Origin of the sequence: Lentimicrobium sp. S6, from assembly GCF_013166635.1 — a bacterium.
GTDB lineage: Bacteria > Bacteroidota > Bacteroidia > Bacteroidales > UBA12170 > UBA12170.
Genome location: NZ_JABKBZ010000018.1, coordinates 1 through 16,706, shown reverse-complemented (window position 1 = coordinate 16,706; position 16,706 = coordinate 1). Strand labels below are relative to the sequence as shown.

General features: G+C 32.9%; 14 protein-coding genes. 8 read left to right on the top strand and 6 right to left on the bottom strand.

Annotated elements, in window-relative coordinates:
- Positions 1 to 12: 12 nt before the first annotated feature.
- Positions 13 to 1,419, bottom strand: coding sequence for a DUF2142 domain-containing protein (locus tag HNS40_RS08220; protein ID WP_172279579.1), 1,407 nt, complete (start codon positions 1,417 to 1,419; stop codon positions 13 to 15).
- 202 nt (positions 1,420 to 1,621) lie between these two features.
- Between HNS40_RS08220 and HNS40_RS08215 the strand changes: the two genes are divergently transcribed.
- Genes HNS40_RS08215 through HNS40_RS08200 form a run of 4 tightly spaced genes read left to right on the top strand, consistent with a single transcriptional unit; the run spans position 1,622 to position 6,786 of the window.
- Positions 1,622 to 3,547: a glycosyltransferase gene (locus HNS40_RS08215; RefSeq protein WP_216664159.1), complete on the top strand. Its 1,926-nt coding sequence runs from the start codon at positions 1,622 to 1,624 to the stop codon at positions 3,545 to 3,547.
- Positions 3,548 to 3,554: 7 nt separating this feature from the next.
- A complete protein-coding gene (locus HNS40_RS08210) occupies positions 3,555 to 4,586 on the top strand; it encodes a glycosyltransferase (protein WP_172279577.1) in 1,032 nt (343 codons plus the stop codon).
- A 5-nt stretch (positions 4,587 to 4,591) separates the two neighbouring features.
- Positions 4,592 to 5,707, top strand: coding sequence for a glycosyltransferase family 1 protein (locus HNS40_RS08205; RefSeq protein WP_172279575.1), 1,116 nt, complete (start codon positions 4,592 to 4,594; stop codon positions 5,705 to 5,707).
- Positions 5,704 to 6,786, top strand: coding sequence for a glycosyltransferase family 4 protein (locus HNS40_RS08200; RefSeq protein WP_172279573.1), 1,083 nt, complete (start codon positions 5,704 to 5,706; stop codon positions 6,784 to 6,786). Before HNS40_RS08205 ends, HNS40_RS08200 begins: the two co-directional genes overlap by 4 nt.
- Positions 6,787 to 6,791: 5 nt before the next feature.
- On the opposite strand, the gene HNS40_RS08195 is transcribed toward HNS40_RS08200, so the two are convergent.
- From HNS40_RS08195 to HNS40_RS08185, 3 genes are read right to left on the bottom strand one after another with little or no spacing between them, the layout of a single operon-like run.
- Positions 6,792 to 7,181: a DUF2304 domain-containing protein gene (locus HNS40_RS08195; protein ID WP_172279570.1), complete on the bottom strand. Its 390-nt coding sequence runs from the start codon at positions 7,179 to 7,181 to the stop codon at positions 6,792 to 6,794.
- A 10-nt stretch (positions 7,182 to 7,191) separates the two neighbouring features.
- Positions 7,192 to 7,917, bottom strand: coding sequence for a glycosyltransferase family 2 protein (locus HNS40_RS08190; protein WP_172279568.1), 726 nt, complete (start codon positions 7,915 to 7,917; stop codon positions 7,192 to 7,194).
- 32 nt (positions 7,918 to 7,949) lie between these two features.
- The gene (locus HNS40_RS08185; protein WP_172279566.1) at positions 7,950 to 9,998 is read right to left on the bottom strand and encodes a tetratricopeptide repeat protein; all 2,049 of its coding nucleotides are present in this window, start codon (positions 9,996 to 9,998) and stop codon (positions 7,950 to 7,952) included.
- Positions 9,999 to 10,337: 339 nt separating this feature from the next.
- On the opposite strand from HNS40_RS08185, the gene HNS40_RS08180 reads away from it, so the two are divergent.
- On the top strand, positions 10,338 to 11,588 hold the full coding sequence (locus HNS40_RS08180) for a glycosyltransferase family 4 protein (RefSeq protein WP_172279564.1): 1,251 nt from the start codon (positions 10,338 to 10,340) through the stop codon (positions 11,586 to 11,588).
- A 24-nt stretch (positions 11,589 to 11,612) separates the two neighbouring features.
- Here the strand turns inward: HNS40_RS08180 and HNS40_RS08175 are convergent, their stop codons facing one another.
- Positions 11,613 to 12,110, bottom strand: a complete 498-nt coding sequence (locus HNS40_RS08175; RefSeq protein ID WP_172279562.1) for an acyltransferase — start codon at positions 12,108 to 12,110, stop codon at positions 11,613 to 11,615.
- 21 nt (positions 12,111 to 12,131) lie between these two features.
- Positions 12,132 to 13,001, bottom strand: coding sequence for a 3-keto-5-aminohexanoate cleavage protein (locus HNS40_RS08170; RefSeq protein WP_172279560.1), 870 nt, complete (start codon positions 12,999 to 13,001; stop codon positions 12,132 to 12,134).
- Between the two features lie 198 nt (positions 13,002 to 13,199).
- On the opposite strand from HNS40_RS08170, the gene HNS40_RS08165 reads away from it, so the two are divergent.
- The 3 genes from HNS40_RS08165 to HNS40_RS08155 all read left to right on the top strand — a co-directional run bounded on the left by HNS40_RS08165 (position 13,200) and on the right by HNS40_RS08155 (position 16,554).
- The gene (locus HNS40_RS08165) at positions 13,200 to 14,108 is read left to right on the top strand and encodes a UbiA family prenyltransferase (protein WP_172279558.1); all 909 of its coding nucleotides are present in this window, start codon (positions 13,200 to 13,202) and stop codon (positions 14,106 to 14,108) included.
- A 233-nt stretch (positions 14,109 to 14,341) separates the two neighbouring features.
- Complete coding sequence (locus tag HNS40_RS08160; RefSeq protein ID WP_172279556.1) at positions 14,342 to 15,127, top strand: hypothetical protein; 786 nt, start codon at positions 14,342 to 14,344, stop codon at positions 15,125 to 15,127.
- 35 nt (positions 15,128 to 15,162) lie between these two features.
- Positions 15,163 to 16,554: an alpha/beta hydrolase-fold protein gene (locus HNS40_RS08155; protein WP_172279554.1), complete on the top strand. Its 1,392-nt coding sequence runs from the start codon at positions 15,163 to 15,165 to the stop codon at positions 16,552 to 16,554.
- The last annotated feature ends 152 nt before the right edge of the window (positions 16,555 to 16,706 follow it).

Sequence of the window (16,706 nt, the reverse complement as noted above, 5' to 3'; positions counted from 1 at the left end):
GTTTGATGGAGCTTAATACTGATAGTAAAAATTTAGGATAGCAAAAAAGCTAACAGTAAATGAGGCACATATAAAAAAAATAGAACCTATTTTGATTATTGCATGATTAATCCTAATTCTATTGTTGTAGAGCAAAAAGAAAAACAATGGCATGATAGGTATAAAATATCTGCCTTGAAGGTTGCCTATCATAGGGTCGTCAACATTACACCAGCTTAAATACATGGTAAATGAAAAGATGAATATGATTCCTAAGAAGGTAAGGAACATGATAGTTTTCTGTCGGATATTTATTACTACATCTTTTGATGATTCAAATATGGCCAAGACAATTATCGACACATATGCGAATATATAAAATGGGTTCATTAGCAAAATATTCATCCATCCTAAAATTCCAATATATGATTTTGAACACATGTCGAAATAATGGTAAAATGATTTGATAACCAGAAGTATAAAGCCTGGAATATTGGCAAGGATTCCTTTTGTCTGTTCAGCAGGATTTATTTGAGGAAACTCAGGAGCAGAACCATGGAAGGATTCAATAGGGTGAATTAGTGATAATAGATGGTTGACCCATAATGAATTGACGGCTAGAGTTATTAGCGTCGGAATGAGTAGGTAAATGAAAAATAAGTTTTGTTCTCTTCTGGAATTGAACCTCTCCCGGGGAATAATATAGAATAGAAGGAGCAAGAAAAAATATATATTTTTGGCAAAGGCTATGAGTATAATGATGATTAAAAGTGAAAAATAGTCCTTTTTTTTAAAATATTTCTCAGAGTCAAATGCTAATCGAAAAATATAGGCAATAAATAAAAAGGATAATCCATTCACAAAAGTATCAGCACTCAGTGAAGCTGCTTGGTTAACAGACATAGGCAATAGAGCCAATAGTAGAAATAGCCATCTATATATTGGGATAATTTTTAAAGCAAAATAAATAATCCCTATCCAGAAAGTTAGATTGAAAATACGTCCTAAATACAATAAAACTAGTGGAGAAGCATCGAAAATCTTGCCAATGGAAATCCCAATAACTTGTGGCAAATATGCAATAGGGCTATAAAGAGAGGTGTTTGGGAAAGAAACGAATACTAATTTATTTTTTTGTAAAGGTATATTTAATGCATTTTGATAAAATTCTTGATTAGCTTTTTGCCCATTTAATAATGTTTCATGTATTAATTGACTAAATTCAATCAAACCTTTGGGTATTTCACCTCCTAATCTGTTGTCAGTTACTTGTGCTTCAAACTCTAGATTTGAAACTTGATAAGATCTGTAGAAATGTGCAGGTTCATCAGGAACCATAAATGGAGGGAGCAAAAACACCATGATACTTCCCCAGATAATTGAAGCAATTAGAAATATCCTTTGTGCTGATATGTTATTTAGTAGAGATTGTAATGTCATAAATGAGCTTGCTAATAAATAATGGTAAAAATAATTTTTCTTTTATTAGAATCGAATGTTCTTTGTAGTTATTTGGCAGTTTGTAGTATTCAATTTAAAATATAATATTTTGATGTTTTTTTTACTTTGAAAAAAAATATAAATATTACCTTTACCTCCTTTAGTGGCTCAATAAACAAATTTATTTTCTTAAAAATGGTCAATGATTATAAAATTCTATAGGTTTATTTACTCCTTTATTTGTAATACTTTTGGTTCCCGGGTGTTTTTTAAAAGTATTATGGAAACCTATAAAGTCGGCGGCTTAAAAGCAGTATTGTCCAAGTCTAGATTTATAATACTCCATTTGAAAGAGAGTGCTATTGCTTATTCCAATCATAAACAGGCTACATCTTATATTTATAAGCAATATATAGAAACTGAAACTAGCAAGAACCTTATGGAAAACTACCTTGATAGTTTTTCCAATAAGCCTTTGATTTCTGTTTTAATGCCCACATATAATCCTAAAGAAGAATGGTTGATTGAAGCCATTGATTCCATTAGAAATCAAAGCTATTCTAATTGGGAATTGTGTATAGCTGATGATGCTTCAACTAATGAAAATATTATTTCCTTATTAAAAAAGTACCAAGAGGAGGATGTGAAAATTAATGTGGTTTTTCGTAAGGAAAATGGGCATATATCTGAAGCTTCGAATAGTGCTTTAGAAATTGTGAAGGGAGAATATGTAGCTTTGTTAGACCATGATGATATTTTAGCTTCAGATGCTTTATTCTGGGTGGTAAAAGAAATAAATGATAAACCTGGTGTTAAAATAATCTATTCTGATGAAGACAAGATGGATGAAAAAAGCAAATATTCCGATCCATATTTTAAATGTGATTGGAATTATAGTCTATTCTTATCCCAAAATTTAGTCAGTCATTTAGGTGTATATGATACTAGAATCATGAAAGAAATTGGAGGCTTCAGAAAGGGATTCGAAGGTTCTCAGGATTATGATTTGGCGCTTCGATTTATTGAGAAAATTGAGGCTTCTCAAATTGCTCATATACCAAGGGTGTTATACCATTGGCGCCTTCATAAAGACAGCACTGCATCGGGAATTGATGAGAAACCATATGCCCTTACCTCAGCCAAAGCAGCTCTTGAGGAGCATATCGGAAGAATGAAGTTGCATGCTTCGGTAGAGATTCTCAAAAACCAAATGTATAGAGTCAAATATCATTTGCCTGAAACATCAATATTGGTGAGTATCATTATCCCAACCAAGAATAATTTTAAGTATTTGAGAAAATGTATCCCCAGTATTCTGGAAAAAACAGCTCATGTGGATTTTGAGATATTAATTGTTGACAACGGTTCTACTGATACTAATGCGCTTAAGTATCTGGAAGAGATTAAACAATACAAGGAAATCAAAATTATAATAGATAATAGTGAGTTTAATTATTCCGCTATTAATAATAGAGCGGTTGTGCAGAGTAGAGGAACTTATATATGTTTCCTTAATGATGATACAGAGATTATTTCTTCAAATTGGTTGGCCGAGATGTTGAGTATTGCCATTCAAGATAAAGTAGGAGCTGTTGGTGCTAAACTTTATTATTCTAATGAAACTATTCAGCATGGGGGAGTTATTTTGGGTCCTGGTGGTTTAGCCGTCCATTCCCACAAAGGGGTGTATAGAGCCAATGGAGGCTATTTTAACAGAGCTGCCTTAATGCAAGAGTTTTCTGCTGTTACTGCGGCTTGCATGCTTTTGTCTAAAAGGCTCTTTAAGGAAATTGGAGGATTTAACGAGAAGGACTTAGTGGTTGCTTTTAATGATGTAGATTTGTGCTTGAGAATACGAGAAATGGGTCATAGAATTGTTTGGACTCCTTTTGCTGAATTATATCATCACGAAAGTGTATCGAGAGGTGAAGATCTAGAAGGGGAGAGAAAAGAACGTTTTGACAAGGAGATAGCTTATATGCAGAATAAATGGAGAAATTGGATTGAAAAAGATCCTGCATATTCACCAAACCTTACTCTAGGTTCTGAGGATTTCTCAATTGTTTGGCCTTCAAGGAGAGAAGAGCTGGAGGAAATTCAAGAACAAAAAAATCCTAATACTGAATAAAAAGTAAATGAAAATTCCTATCGTCATATTAAACTGGAATAGTTTCTTAGATACAAAAGAATGTATTGAGTCCATTTTACCATATCATAATGGTGGGTTTCATATTTATTTGATGGATAATAATTCTAAAGAAGAGGAATTATCACTGTTGAAGAATGCGTTTTCTAATATTAATATCATTACAAGTGTTTTTTATGAGGAGAATCTTGGTTTTGCAAGAGCCCATAATCGAATGTTTAAAGAGCTGATAACAGAAGGTTACCCTTTTATCTTTGTTCTGAATAATGATACTTTTTTACCTAAAGATAGTTTGGAAAAGGTAAAGGATTATCATTTGGGTACTGAAGTCGGTATGATTGCATTTAAAATGCAGAGCTATTGGGATAGAGAAAAAATGGACAATGCTGGACATAAAATGCTCTCCAGTGGAGAGATTATTCCAATCGGTCATGAAGAACCTATTGAAGCTTATGAAAGTTTATTTGAAAATATGGGCGCTTGCGCTGGTGCCACTTTATATTCAGTAACAATGCTGCAAGATATTGGAGTTTTTGATGAGTATTTTGAGACCGGTTATGAGGATGCGGAACTAGGATTACGAGCAGTTGTTGCTGGTTATAAAAGTATTTTTAATCCAGAGTTTATAGTGTTCCATAAAATGGGACAATCCATAAAAAAAGTATTTAACTATAATTATACCCTCAAAGTACAAACCAATATTTTTTATACTTATCTGAAACTAGTTCATTGGCAGATTATAGCTATATATTTTCTTCCTTTTATATTGAGGTTTATTCTTATCACTATTGTTGATATTGTTTTTTGGCGGCCTAAGTATCTGAAAGTTCAATATCATGCCCTATATATTATCTTATTTAAAGATTGGAAACGTGTCATGAAGGCCAGAAAGGAATCGGAAAAGCTGAGGAGGATAAATTGGAGAAAACTGCTACGAAAACAAGAATTCTTTTTAAAACGAGATATTCAAAGTTTTTATAAATTTATCATCAAGGGACAAAAGTCATATTTCGAAAAATAAAACCTATGCATATTGTATTTATTTGTGATCCTATCGATAAGCAAACTGCTGGAATATTTCAGTATACCCTGCAGGTTGCACGTCATATTTATAAACACAATACAAAATATAGGATTACTTTTGTAACCATACATTCTAAGTTTATTGATGGAGATATTCCGGCAGTTACCTTCCCAAATTTCATTAGGTTCTTGTCCAACGATCCCATTCGCCAGTTTATCACCTTACCTCGATATTTAAACAAGCTAAATCCTGATGTGGTTGTTGAACCAGCTCATTTTGGCCCGTTTAACCTAAAGAAACGAATAAAAAGAATCACAATTATTCATGATTTGACACCCATTCTATTTCCACATTATCACCCTTTCTTGAGCAGATTCCTCCAGAAATTATTTCTTCCAGGTATTTTAAAAAGAGCAGATTTAATTATAACCAATTCAAGGCATACTACTAGAGATGTAAACCGATATTGCGAGAATAGCAAAAGGAAAACCAAGACAATATTATTGGGTAAAGAGACTTTTTTCAAACCTTCACAAAACCAAGACGTTTTACAAAAGTACAAAATCGATGCTCCCTATATTCTAAATGTTGGGACTCTAGAGCCACGAAAAAATTTGTTGACCTTACTAGAAGCTTATGCCATATATAGGAAAAGCAAATCTTCTAATAATAAATTAGTTATAATAGGCGGAGGAGGTTGGATGAATGAAAAGTTCGACAAAGCTATAGCCAATCACGCAAATAAAAGAGATATCATTTGTACAGGGTTTGTGGAACGAGAAGAAATGCCTGCCCTTTATTCGCAATCCAGAGCATTTGTTTATCCTAGCTTATATGAAGGTTTTGGTTTGCCATTATTAGAGGCTATGTCATGTGGAGCTGCATGTATTGCAGCAAATAATTCCAGCTTACCAGAAGTGGGAGGTAGAGGGGCTTTGTATTTTAACAGCTTAAATGCAAATGACTTGGCAGAAAGAATGAGCTTGATAAATAATGATGAATCAAAGCGAGAAGAATTAATTCAATTGGGAATCATACAGGCTGCGAAGTTTTCTTGGGATAGGTATGCTGAGGATTTTTTATTGGCCATAGAAAAATTAGAAGGAGTGAATCCATGAAGATACTATTTGTCCTTGAGTATTATTATCCCAATATTGGTGGAGTGGAAAAGCTTTTTAAGGAGCTTTGTGAAAGCTTGGCCAAAGAGGGTCATGATATTCAAGTGGTCACCTCTCGATTTGATAAGAATCTTGCTATTGACGAAATGCTAAATGGCGTTAAGATCACAAGGCTTAACCTGTCGAATCGTTTCCTGTTCACTTTTTTTAGTATTTTTAGAATTCTAGCCATTGCTAAGTCCTATGATATCATTCATACTACTTCATATAATGCCGCTTTCCCAGCTTGGTTGGTAGCCAAAATCCAGAGAAAGAAGTCCATTATTACTTTTCATGAAGTATGGGGAGACCTTTGGAATGAATTACCCTACTTAAGTGCTTTGCAAAAGAAACTCTTTTCCTTTTATGAATGGTTTATTCTGCAATTGAAATTCAATCATTATATTGCTGTTTCTGAATTTACAAAAGGTGAATTGGTCAAAGCAAATATATCTCCAGAAAAAATCATAAGGATTTATAATGGAATATGTCCAGAACATTATCAACAGAAAGAGAAGATTGAACCCAATGATTTTACTTTTACCTACTTTGGTCGACTGGGCGTATCTAAAGGATTAGATTTAATGATTCCATCAGCTCAGAAATTTCTTCATAACCATCCAGAAGCTAAATTCAAACTCATTATACCTAAGACACCAAAAGCATTTTATCTTAAGATTCTCCATGTGCTTAAAGATATAGGTTCTCAGCTATCTCTATATCATCATTTAAGTTTTGAGGAGCTTAAAAAGGAAGTTTCTGCTTCCAGTTGTGTATTGATTCCTTCCTATAGTGAAGGTTTTTGTTTTGCTGCAGTGGAGGCTAATATGCTTAATGTACCGGTAATTACTTCAGCAAAAGGAGCTTTAAAGGAGACCGTAAGTACAAGGTTTATTGAGATGAGGAGTCATAACGAGCAAGGTTTGTTAGAGGCTTTAGAACTAGCTTATCAGAAGAAATATACTTATAAAGATCGACGTCTGTTTTTATTGGAAAATAGTGTGCAAGAATATCTTGAGTTTTATGAGAGATTAATGTAGAGTTATTAAGCTCTAGGTTTTTTATTCAACTCTTCTTCAAGTTTTTTTTGTTTTACTTCCAGTTTTTCAATTTCTGACTTCATCAATCCAATATCTTGTGCCGATTGCTTTATCCATTCGCTTTGTTTCGAAATAATTAAAGAGAATTCTATCATCATAATAAAAATACTCATGATCAAAATTAGGAATAGTGCAGCAGGAGCATAAGATATTCCAATTTTTGCAGCAAACCAATCCAATGCATCTTTCCAAATGGATAATGCTAAAAATAGAAAGGAAAAGAACAACCATAATAATGAATATTCTTCTTTGAGTTTTCTATTTCTGATTAACGAAATGATGAAAATAATTAAAGCAATACTTCCTGTTATTGTAATGATTTGAATTTTATCCATGACTTAGTTTTTACTTATGGTCAATCTCTTTTTTTCTCAGTCGTGCCATCGACATGGCCACAAGAACTTTAATGATATAATATGGGCCTTTCCAAACTGGAATCGAGGAAACTCCTCCTTGTCGTTCACGCATTTGGGTATGTATTTCATTAATCTTTAATCTGTTTCTTCCTAATAAAATAATAAGCTCAGGTTCTGGATAATCTTTAGGATAATAGGCGGCTAATAATCCTATACATTTTTCATTATAAGCTCTAAATCCTGAGGTTTGATCGGTAATTATTTGGCCCATATATAGATAACTGAAAAAGCGCAAAATATATATTCCTAATTTTCGAAAAAAATCAGGCTTATAGTTCTCGGTGTTTTGAACAAAACGTGATCCAATGACACAGTCGCATTCTCTATTTATTACAGGATCCAGTATTTTATCTATTTCTTCTACTAGATGTTGTCCATCTCCATCGAATTGAATGGCATATTGAAAATCATGTTTCTCAGCAAATTTAAACCCTGTTTGTACACTCCCCCCAATTCCTATATTATAAGGTAGAGATATTACGAATGCTTTTTGAGTAGCTTTAGCTAAAGAAGCAGTATTATCACTTGAGCCGTCATCTATGACCACAATATCATATTCGGGAACCAAATTCCAAATAGAATTGATAACCCCAACAATATTGTCTGCTTCATTATAAGCTGGGATAATGATCAATACCTTGTTTTTATTCTTCAATATTGAATGGATTATTGTTTGATTGCGATATATTATTTTTGTTGTTTACTGTATGCTTCTACCTCGTTATATAGTTTTGTCGAAATTTGTTGACCATGTTTTTTTGCGTTTTGAAGATCCAAAAAGGCCGATTTAAAGTCTTTAAGTTTAATATAACAAGTTGCTCTATTCATATATGCGTTCCCATCTTTTCTGTCAATGAAAATCAAACTGCTGTAATCCTTTGATGCTTTTCCATATTGTTCAAGAATGAAGTAAGCTTTTGCTCGGTTTTTATAGGCACTTACTCTACTAGGGTCTAATTCAATTACTTTTGAAAAATCAGAAATAGCTTTTGTGTTTTTTTCTAGATTTAGCATGGCGATTCCTCTATTGTTATAAGCGTCAATATGATTTGGGTCAAGGGCTATCACTTTACTTAAATGTTTAAAGGCTTTCCTGTATTTTTCTTTATTCAGATAATAGACGGCCAGATTAAAATGGGCTTTTACATTTTTAGGGTTGATTGACACTGCTCTCTGTAAATCAGATTTACACTCGTCTGATTTGTTAATTTTAAGATATAATGAAGCACGATCAATGTAAAATTCTTCCTTATTGGGTTCAATATCTATACAAATATTCAACTCCTTAATGGCAGCAGGGTAGTTTTTCTTGATTTGGTAAATAGTAGATTTATTATTGTGTTCTTGCCAACGACTTGGATCTCTTTTTAGAGCTTCATCAAGTGCGTTTAAAGCTTCATTATATTTTTGCATTCTAATGTATTCTACTCCCAAATATCTATAGGGCCTCGACTTAACGGGAGGATTGGTTGTGACATCATACCATAAAGAAAATTCGTTTTGCCAAACCTTGTTCCTATTGTAGCTCATCATACTAAAGATTAAGATGATGGTTGAAAATATTAAAATGGTATTAGTTTTAGAGGTTTTCTGAAGAGATAATGGAAATAATAAGGTGGTGAAAATAAAATAATATCCAAAAGAAGGTAGATAAAGTCTGTGTTCAAACATTACATCCCTAATGGGAATAATAGAAGATTCCACCAAAAGTGTAATGTAAAACCAAAATATACCAAAAGTGATGAGCTTGTTTTTCTTGAAAACAAGAATTCCTAAAGTCATAATTCCTAAATGTCCTATAGTAGCAATTAATTCGTAAGTTCCCAAGAAACTATTTGAAACGATGATATAGGGGTCGAAATTTTGATTGATAGGTAGAATTAATAGGTAGATGTAATTAAAAACCACCTTGGTTTGTGTGGCCAAATATTCAAACCTTGTAATATCATTGGTTTCTTGTGGTAGAATATCTATAGTTAAAACTACAAGTCCAATAATGGTATAGAGTGCTGATAGACTATAAATAGTTTTTTTTGCCATCTCTCCGTTGGGCTTTCTAATGAAAACAATTTCCATTAATAATAATAAGAGAGGAAGAACAAAACCATTTTGCTTTGAAAAACTAGAAGCATAAAAGAGTATGAGTGTTAGTAAATAGTATGGCCAACTCTTTTTAATTCCACCGTGGAAATAATGGATTCTGGCTTTGAAATAACTGATGCATGCCAAAATGAAAAACAGACCAGCCATCAAAGTCATTCTCTGTACAATGTAATTGACACTCTGTGTTTGAATAGGATGGCTCAGGAAAAGAAGAGCGGTAAACAGAGCGATAGCCCTTGATATAGATTGGTTTTGATTGGAAAACTGTTTTGTATTTTGAAGAAGAAGTATGCTAAGAAAATATACTGAAATAGAAGTTAATATATGCATTACTATATTTACGAAATGATAGCCAAAGAGGGAAAAGTCATGGAGCCAATAATTTATGGCAAAAGTAAAGGATGAAAGAGGCCTTTGATAGATGTTTGACCAATAATCTAAACTTAAAAAGGTAGATAGTTTCTTAATGGTATCATTATTTTTTATAAAAAAGAAGTCGTCGAAATGAAACGTAGCATGATAAGTGTTGGAATATATGAGAAAACCTAAAACAGCAATAATGGAAATCATTAATGGTGTAATGTGTTTTTTGAAAAAATCTATATTCGATGCTCGCTTTTTTCTTTTTGACATTGATTGAGTTTAGGTAGTCATGTTTCTTTTGCTATGTATAAATAGAATGGTATTCCATTATTTATAAACAATATTAATACTTTTTTTGAAAAAATACTATAACTATTTTGTTTTATAGATTTGTATAAAAATATACCTTTTAATAAAGATTTTACAAAAACCTGTTCGGCCTAAACTCAATAATGATAATCTTATAGTCTATTTATTTCAAGAATTTTTAAATGAATCTTCTATAATTACCTAGATTTATTAGTGTAAATTTGTGTTGGATTTAGTTTTGCATACCCTAATTATCCACAATACAGTATTTACATCGGAAATTTCCCTTAAAATCAGCATATGAATATCTTATTAGTAAATATTTGGCTTGCAAATCTAACTGGGACAGAAGTATATATTCGAGATTTAGCAATTAATTTATTGGATCGAGGGGTTGATGTTGAAGTTTTTTCACCAGTTATAGGTGAGACGTCTAAGGCCATTAGAAATGCGGGCATAAATGTGGTTGATGATATAGATAAATTGTTGATTAAGCCAGATCTTATTCATGCTCATCACTATATATCAACAATGGAGGCCATTTGTCGATTTCCAGATGTTCCTGTGGTTTATTTCCAGCACGATAGAATCCACCTAGTTGATCACCCACCTAGATATTTTGGAATACGAAAATATATGGCCGTAGATTATAATTGCCTAGATAGGCTATTGATTGACAATAGAATTGAAAAGGAAAAGACAGGAGTTTTGTATAATTGGGTTGATACTGATCGTTTTAAAAGAAGGATCCAGTTTAAGAAGAAACCATTAAGAGCACTGGTTTTTAGTAATTATGCTACAAGTGATAATCATTTCAGGAATATTCAAGAAGCATGTTTAGCAGAAGGAATAGAGCTTGATGGTATTGGCTCAGGCTTGGGTGAATCTCTTTCTAATCCTGAGATGGTATTGAATAATTATGACCTTATTTTTGCAAAAGCAAAAGCAGCAATCGAAGCTTTGTCAAGTGGAGCTGCTGTTATTATTAGTGATTTCCGAGGACTAGGCGGCATGGTTACTAGTGAGAATTATGATCAATGTAGGCGACTGAACTTTGGCATGAAAACGATGACGAAGCAGAATGATGTTCATTTGCTTAGAGAGGAAATAAGAAAGTATAATGTAGAGGAGAATAAAGTTCTTTCTGAGAAAATTCGTAATGATGCATCAGTTACTCAGTTTATGGATGCCTTGATTCCTATGTATCAATCTGTAATCGAATCTTCGGAACCACTATCTGACTTTGAAAAAATGGAGGATGCTAGGGTAATTAGAGAATACAAAAGTTTGAGAATTACGCTTTTTGAACAGAAGGTTAATCAGTTAAAGGAGTTGCATAGAGAAGAATTAGTAAGAATCAGTTCGGTCGCAGAACTTAAGAAACTTAGAAGTGAAATTAGAACACAAGCCCAATTGCTGGAGTATCGATTAGCAATAATAAAAAATAAAGAGGACAGGATTGAGGCTATCAGTAAATCCTGGTCATACCGTATTGGGCTTGGCCTTACTTTTCCGTTTCGTGTTGTTTATGATTTGCTGAAAGTAAAGTAAAAAAATACTTCAGTATTGTTTGTGCTAGTTATTTGCTTTTTTAATGGCTGATTTAGCAGGATTGCCATAAACTCTTTCACCATCAGCAATGCTTTTGGTAACTACACATCCCGAGCCTATTAAAACATTCTTTCCAATATGTAAATCAGGTAAGATACAGCTTCCGCCTCCAACTCTCGTATGACTACCAATACTTGGTGGACTAATAATATCATTCATATACTTATCATTCATTGTCACCACTCCAGGGCCTATGAAAGTATCAGAATCTATTTTGACTCCTCTAGTAATATGGCATCCTGTTTGAATAGAGACATTATCACCTATTTCCACATCCCCACAAATATTACAAAAAGAACCAATCGTACAGTTTTTCCCAATTTTAGCCCCTGATTGAATTAAGGTGAAGGATCCTATTCTACTACCTTCCCCAATCTCCACATCATCTTGTATTTCAGTAAGACTAATATTGTAAAATTTGACTTTTTTGTGTCTAGCCCTAAGTATTAGATTTCTAATCATTCTCATTGCTTCTTTGTTTTCTTAAGATTGAAGCCCGTAAGCTCCAAATCCTCTTTCCAAATTTAATAATTCTCTAAGTTTTTTAGAAGTCATTAACTTCCTTTGATGGATTTTTGCCAAAGAATGAATTCGTGACAATAAATCTATATTTGTGGCTAAAGTCTTCTTATCACAATCAAACCAATTGTTATCCTCTAATCCAACTCTAACTCCTCCTCCCATAGCTATAGAAAGCGCATTCATGGGTAATTGTGTATTCCCAATTCCTCCCAAACTCCATAATGAATGCTTTGGTAGGCTATTAATCAATAGGCCTGAATGCAATAAATCTGATTGCGCACCTGCAATATTTCCTAATATGATATTAAAATAATGAGCATTCCCTAAAAGTCCTTTTTGCTCTAAATATTTGGCGTAGTTAACCATACCCAAATCAAAGGCTTCAAGTTCAGGAAGTATTTTCTTTTTCTGCATTTCCAACGCGAGATTTTGAATCATTTCCGGAGAATTCATGCTTTCTGTTTGGCTAAAATTTAAGGAGCTTAATGTTAAACTTCCCATGTCTGGTTTTAAATTCCCATCTAAGGATAAAACTTCAGCTCTTTGTTCAAAAGCTTTATGATTTCTTCCACTCAAAGAAGCGCATATAATTAGTTCAGGACTTATTTTTCTTATTCCTTCAATAATTTTAGCATAGATTTCACTTTTAAAACTAGGTTCACCTGATATGTATTCGCGAGCATGTATGTGAACCATGCTAATTCCAATCTCATAGGCTCGGTGTGTATCTTCAATAATTTCCGTAATTGAAATTGGGGCATTCCTATTGCTTTGTTTGGTAGGAATCATACCAGTGGGGGTGAAATTTATGATGAGGTCTAAATAGTCCATTCGCATTATTATTTTGGTAAATATATGAATAAAGGTTTGACGCTTTTGATATAGTAAATGGAAAAAGAATATTTTTTAGCATTAGTATGTGATTATAAACAATTAAATTCCCTTGAAAATGTTTGGAATTTGGGTTAGAAAGCTTACTTTGGAGTGGCTCGAAAAACTGGAATGCTGACACAGTCATATGAACTATCGATGGCCCTTGACCAAATTTATAAGGAATGTTTGATAATTATGTTTATTCAAGTTATAAAAATAATAAGGTTTATCGATTCCGCTGTATTTGCAGCCTCTCCTATTGATGGTTTATTGTTTTTTTTATCAGAAGTTGGTTTGGAGGTTAATCTATTTAAGTTGGCGTTTTCAATCGTAGCCGTATACTTGCTTGCGGTACACGTGTTCGCTATTAATGATTGGTTTGATTATCCTAGAGATTTAAAAGATCAAAACAAAAGGTCTAGAGCTGATATGGTTTCACGAAAGGCCATATTGATATTATCCGTCATTTCAGGTTTTGGAGCTTTCGTTTTTTTGAGTTTCTTATCCTACACTTCTGTGTTTGTTGGAATCGTTTTGGTAATATTAAGTTTTTTATATTCTGCTTCTTGGCAGAGTTACCATGGAAAAGGAATACCAACATATTCTTCATTTCTACATATTTTAGGAGGTGTGTTTTCTTTTCAATTAGGCGTTTCTATTTTTGGAGATATCTCAAGTTTATCTATATTTATAGGGTTTATCATAGGGTTCTTTTTGGCAGGGGGGCATTTAATTCAGGAATTGCAGGATAATGAAGGAGATAGAATAAACGGTGTTGGAACTAATGTTGTAATACTTGGAAAAAAAACAAGTTTAAATGCAGCATTAATATTTTTTACCTTTGGACATTCGATGTTGTACTTCTTGATTGATAATCTTGATTTATCAATGTTGATCTGGGCTAATACAGTCACTGCAATTGTTATTATTGCAATTATTGTGTACATAAGGAGTTATTATTTAGGTTTTAAAGTTGTATCTAAACTAAGAGCTTTATATCGATTCATTTATTTAATTTTCGGCTCTTATATGATTTTCGAAGTATTACTTAAAACTTTATTATGAAAGATTTGGCAAGAAAAATCGCATTTTTAACATTACTATTTAGTATGTTATTTGTATTCTGTTCTAAATTGAATGCTCAAAATAAGTTAGGAAATCTAGCCGATAAAGCATTTGAAAAACTCCAATAAAGCCAGCTAAAATGCGGGACCTGGAGGGAGGATTATAATTTTGATACAATACCCAGAAACCTATGTCATGAATTAGAGGTATATACTGGAATGCTAATTTCAAATTTGATTAAGCCTCTCTCTAATGAATTTGATGTATCATCGTTAATTTCAAATGTGTATCAATATGTGAAGCCACAGGTGGATAGTAAGAGTGGTCTTTTGAAGTATTATAAAAGATATGTGAATCTGCCTGAGGATTTGGATGTTACGAGTTTGTTTTGGTGGACTTGCTTTGATGTCGATTCTTCTTTAATACAATCAGTCTTAGACACATTAAAACAATATAAAAGTGAGAATGGATTGTATTATACTTGGTTTCGAAAAGATGGACTAAAAGGCTTTCCAGAGGTTGGTGAGAAAAATAATCCGTTGGATCTAATATCAAATATTCATGCTTATTTGTTTTTATATAAATTTGCTCCTGCTGAGGCAAAAGAATTATGTTTAAGTATAAAATCGAATAAGATTGTTAATAATTCTGATTATTGGGTATTTAACAACAGGGCTCCATGGCTATTTTATATTGGACAAATTGATATGGATAATTGTGATTGTGGGATTAAAAGTAAATCTACTGATAAAATCAAAAGTATCAAATCTCAGGTTTATTATTCTGAGATGGCAAAATTAATTCGGGAATTATCTTTAAACGAAAAAAACGAAAAGGCTAAAGAAAAGGCATTAGAAATGCTCATTGCTTTAGCTAAAGAAGATTTTAAATATTTTACTGAGTTCCCGCTCTTAATGCATCATAATGATATAACTGCAGAAGTGAATTCTACATTTTGGTCATGGGATTTACCATATGCCTTGTGGTTGAGATTGTATCATGAATATAATGTTAATTAAGCTTTTTAAATACTGATATAATATAGACTTAAAGTATGAAAAAAAAAATATTTACTCTATGGTTGCTTGGGATTTCCTTGGTCTCCATAGCTCAAGTCACATTCGTTATAGAGACTATACCTGATAATACCCCAGAGCAGGATTTTATTTATATTGCTGGAAATATGAATGGCTGGAACCCTGGAGATGAAAACTTCAAACTAGAGAAGAATGCTGATGGGAAATTTCAAATTATATTAGAAGAACAATCAGAAGGAACATTACTAGAATTTAAATTTACCCGTGGCGATTGGGGAACAGTAGAGAAAGATGAAAATGGCCAAGAAATGGGAAATCGTCAGTTTACCTATGGAAATAATGAAACCATCAGCTTTCAAATTGCCACTTGGGCCGATGGCGGAAGTGGAGGAGGAGGTTCTACAGCTACAGAAAATGTAAGCATATTATCAGAGGATTTTTATATGCCCCAACTAGATAGAAACAGAAGAGTTTGGCTTTACCTTCCTCCAGGTTATGAAGAAAGTCAGATGAGATATCCAGTATTATATATGCATGATGGACAAAATCTATTCGATAGCTTTACTTCTTTTAGCGGAGAATGGGAAGTGGATGAGACTTTAAATGAATTGGCGAGTCAAGGTTATCAAGTGCCTATTGTTATTGGAATAGATAATGGAGGAGGCCATCGATTAGATGAATACTCTGCTTGGGTAAACAGTCAATATGGTGGTGGGGAAGGACGAGAATATATGGAGTTCGTTGTAGAAACCTTAAAGCCTTATGTGGATGAAAATTACCGGACCCTACCAAATAAAGAAAGTACAGGAATTATGGGAAGCTCCTTAGGAGGATTGATTTCTCAGTTTGGAGTTTTTGAGCATTCTGATGTTTTCACTAAAGCGGGTTTGTTTAGTCCCAGCTATTGGTATTCGGATAGTGTTTGGACATTCACTGCGGAAAATGCCAATCCTCAAAACCAAAGGATTTTTCAATTGGTTGGAGCGTTAGAAGGAGCGAGTATGGTCAATGATATGGAGACCATGCACGATAATCTGATCAGTTATGGTTTTAGTGAATCTAAATTAGTCTCAAAAGTGGTGTCAAATCAAGGTCATAATGAGGCCTTTTGGCGCTCAGAATTTGAGGAGGCTTACCTTTGGCTATTCTCCGATTTTGCAAATGATATTTCTGAATTAGCATCCTCAAAAAAACTATTGCTATCTCCTAATCCAGCGAAAGATTTGCTATTTATCGACCTCAAACAAATCGATTCTATATCTATTTATAATATCAAAGGAGAAGTGGTTCTTGAATTTCAAGATATGGAAGATGGTAGAATAGATATACACGATTTATCCATTGGCTTGTATTTTATAAAGCTGAGTTCTGATCAATTTATCTATTCAGAAAAGTTTATCAAACTATAGTTTAAGCTCTATTTTTTAATGATTTAAGACCGTTGCATGGTAATTAACAAAATAAATCACCTTATATAATTGTATATCAGATAAATAAGTTGTATTTTTATGGTATGAAAATACGTAAGGAACCTACATTAGCAGATAGTATTTGTGATTTA

Coding starts and splice junctions, on each gene's coding strand:
- HNS40_RS08220 (WP_172279579.1), bottom strand. CDS start 1,419: ATGACATTACAATCTCTACTAAATAACATATCAGCACAAAGGATATTT.
- HNS40_RS08215 (WP_216664159.1), top strand. CDS start 1,622: ATGATTATAAAATTCTATAGGTTTATTTACTCCTTTATTTGTAATACT.
- HNS40_RS08210 (WP_172279577.1), top strand. CDS start 3,555: ATGAAAATTCCTATCGTCATATTAAACTGGAATAGTTTCTTAGATACA.
- HNS40_RS08205 (WP_172279575.1), top strand. CDS start 4,592: ATGCATATTGTATTTATTTGTGATCCTATCGATAAGCAAACTGCTGGA.
- HNS40_RS08200 (WP_172279573.1), top strand. CDS start 5,704: ATGAAGATACTATTTGTCCTTGAGTATTATTATCCCAATATTGGTGGA.
- HNS40_RS08195 (WP_172279570.1), bottom strand. CDS start 7,181: ATGGATAAAATTCAAATCATTACAATAACAGGAAGTATTGCTTTAATT.
- HNS40_RS08185 (WP_172279566.1), bottom strand. CDS start 9,998: ATGTCAAAAAGAAAAAAGCGAGCATCGAATATAGATTTTTTCAAAAAA.
- HNS40_RS08180 (WP_172279564.1), top strand. CDS start 10,338: ATGAATATCTTATTAGTAAATATTTGGCTTGCAAATCTAACTGGGACA.
- HNS40_RS08175 (WP_172279562.1), bottom strand. CDS start 12,110: ATGATTAGAAATCTAATACTTAGGGCTAGACACAAAAAAGTCAAATTT.
- HNS40_RS08170 (WP_172279560.1), bottom strand. CDS start 13,001: ATGGACTATTTAGACCTCATCATAAATTTCACCCCCACTGGTATGATT.
- HNS40_RS08165 (WP_172279558.1), top strand. CDS start 13,200: ATGGCCCTTGACCAAATTTATAAGGAATGTTTGATAATTATGTTTATT.
- HNS40_RS08155 (WP_172279554.1), top strand. CDS start 15,163: ATGAAAAAAAAAATATTTACTCTATGGTTGCTTGGGATTTCCTTGGTC.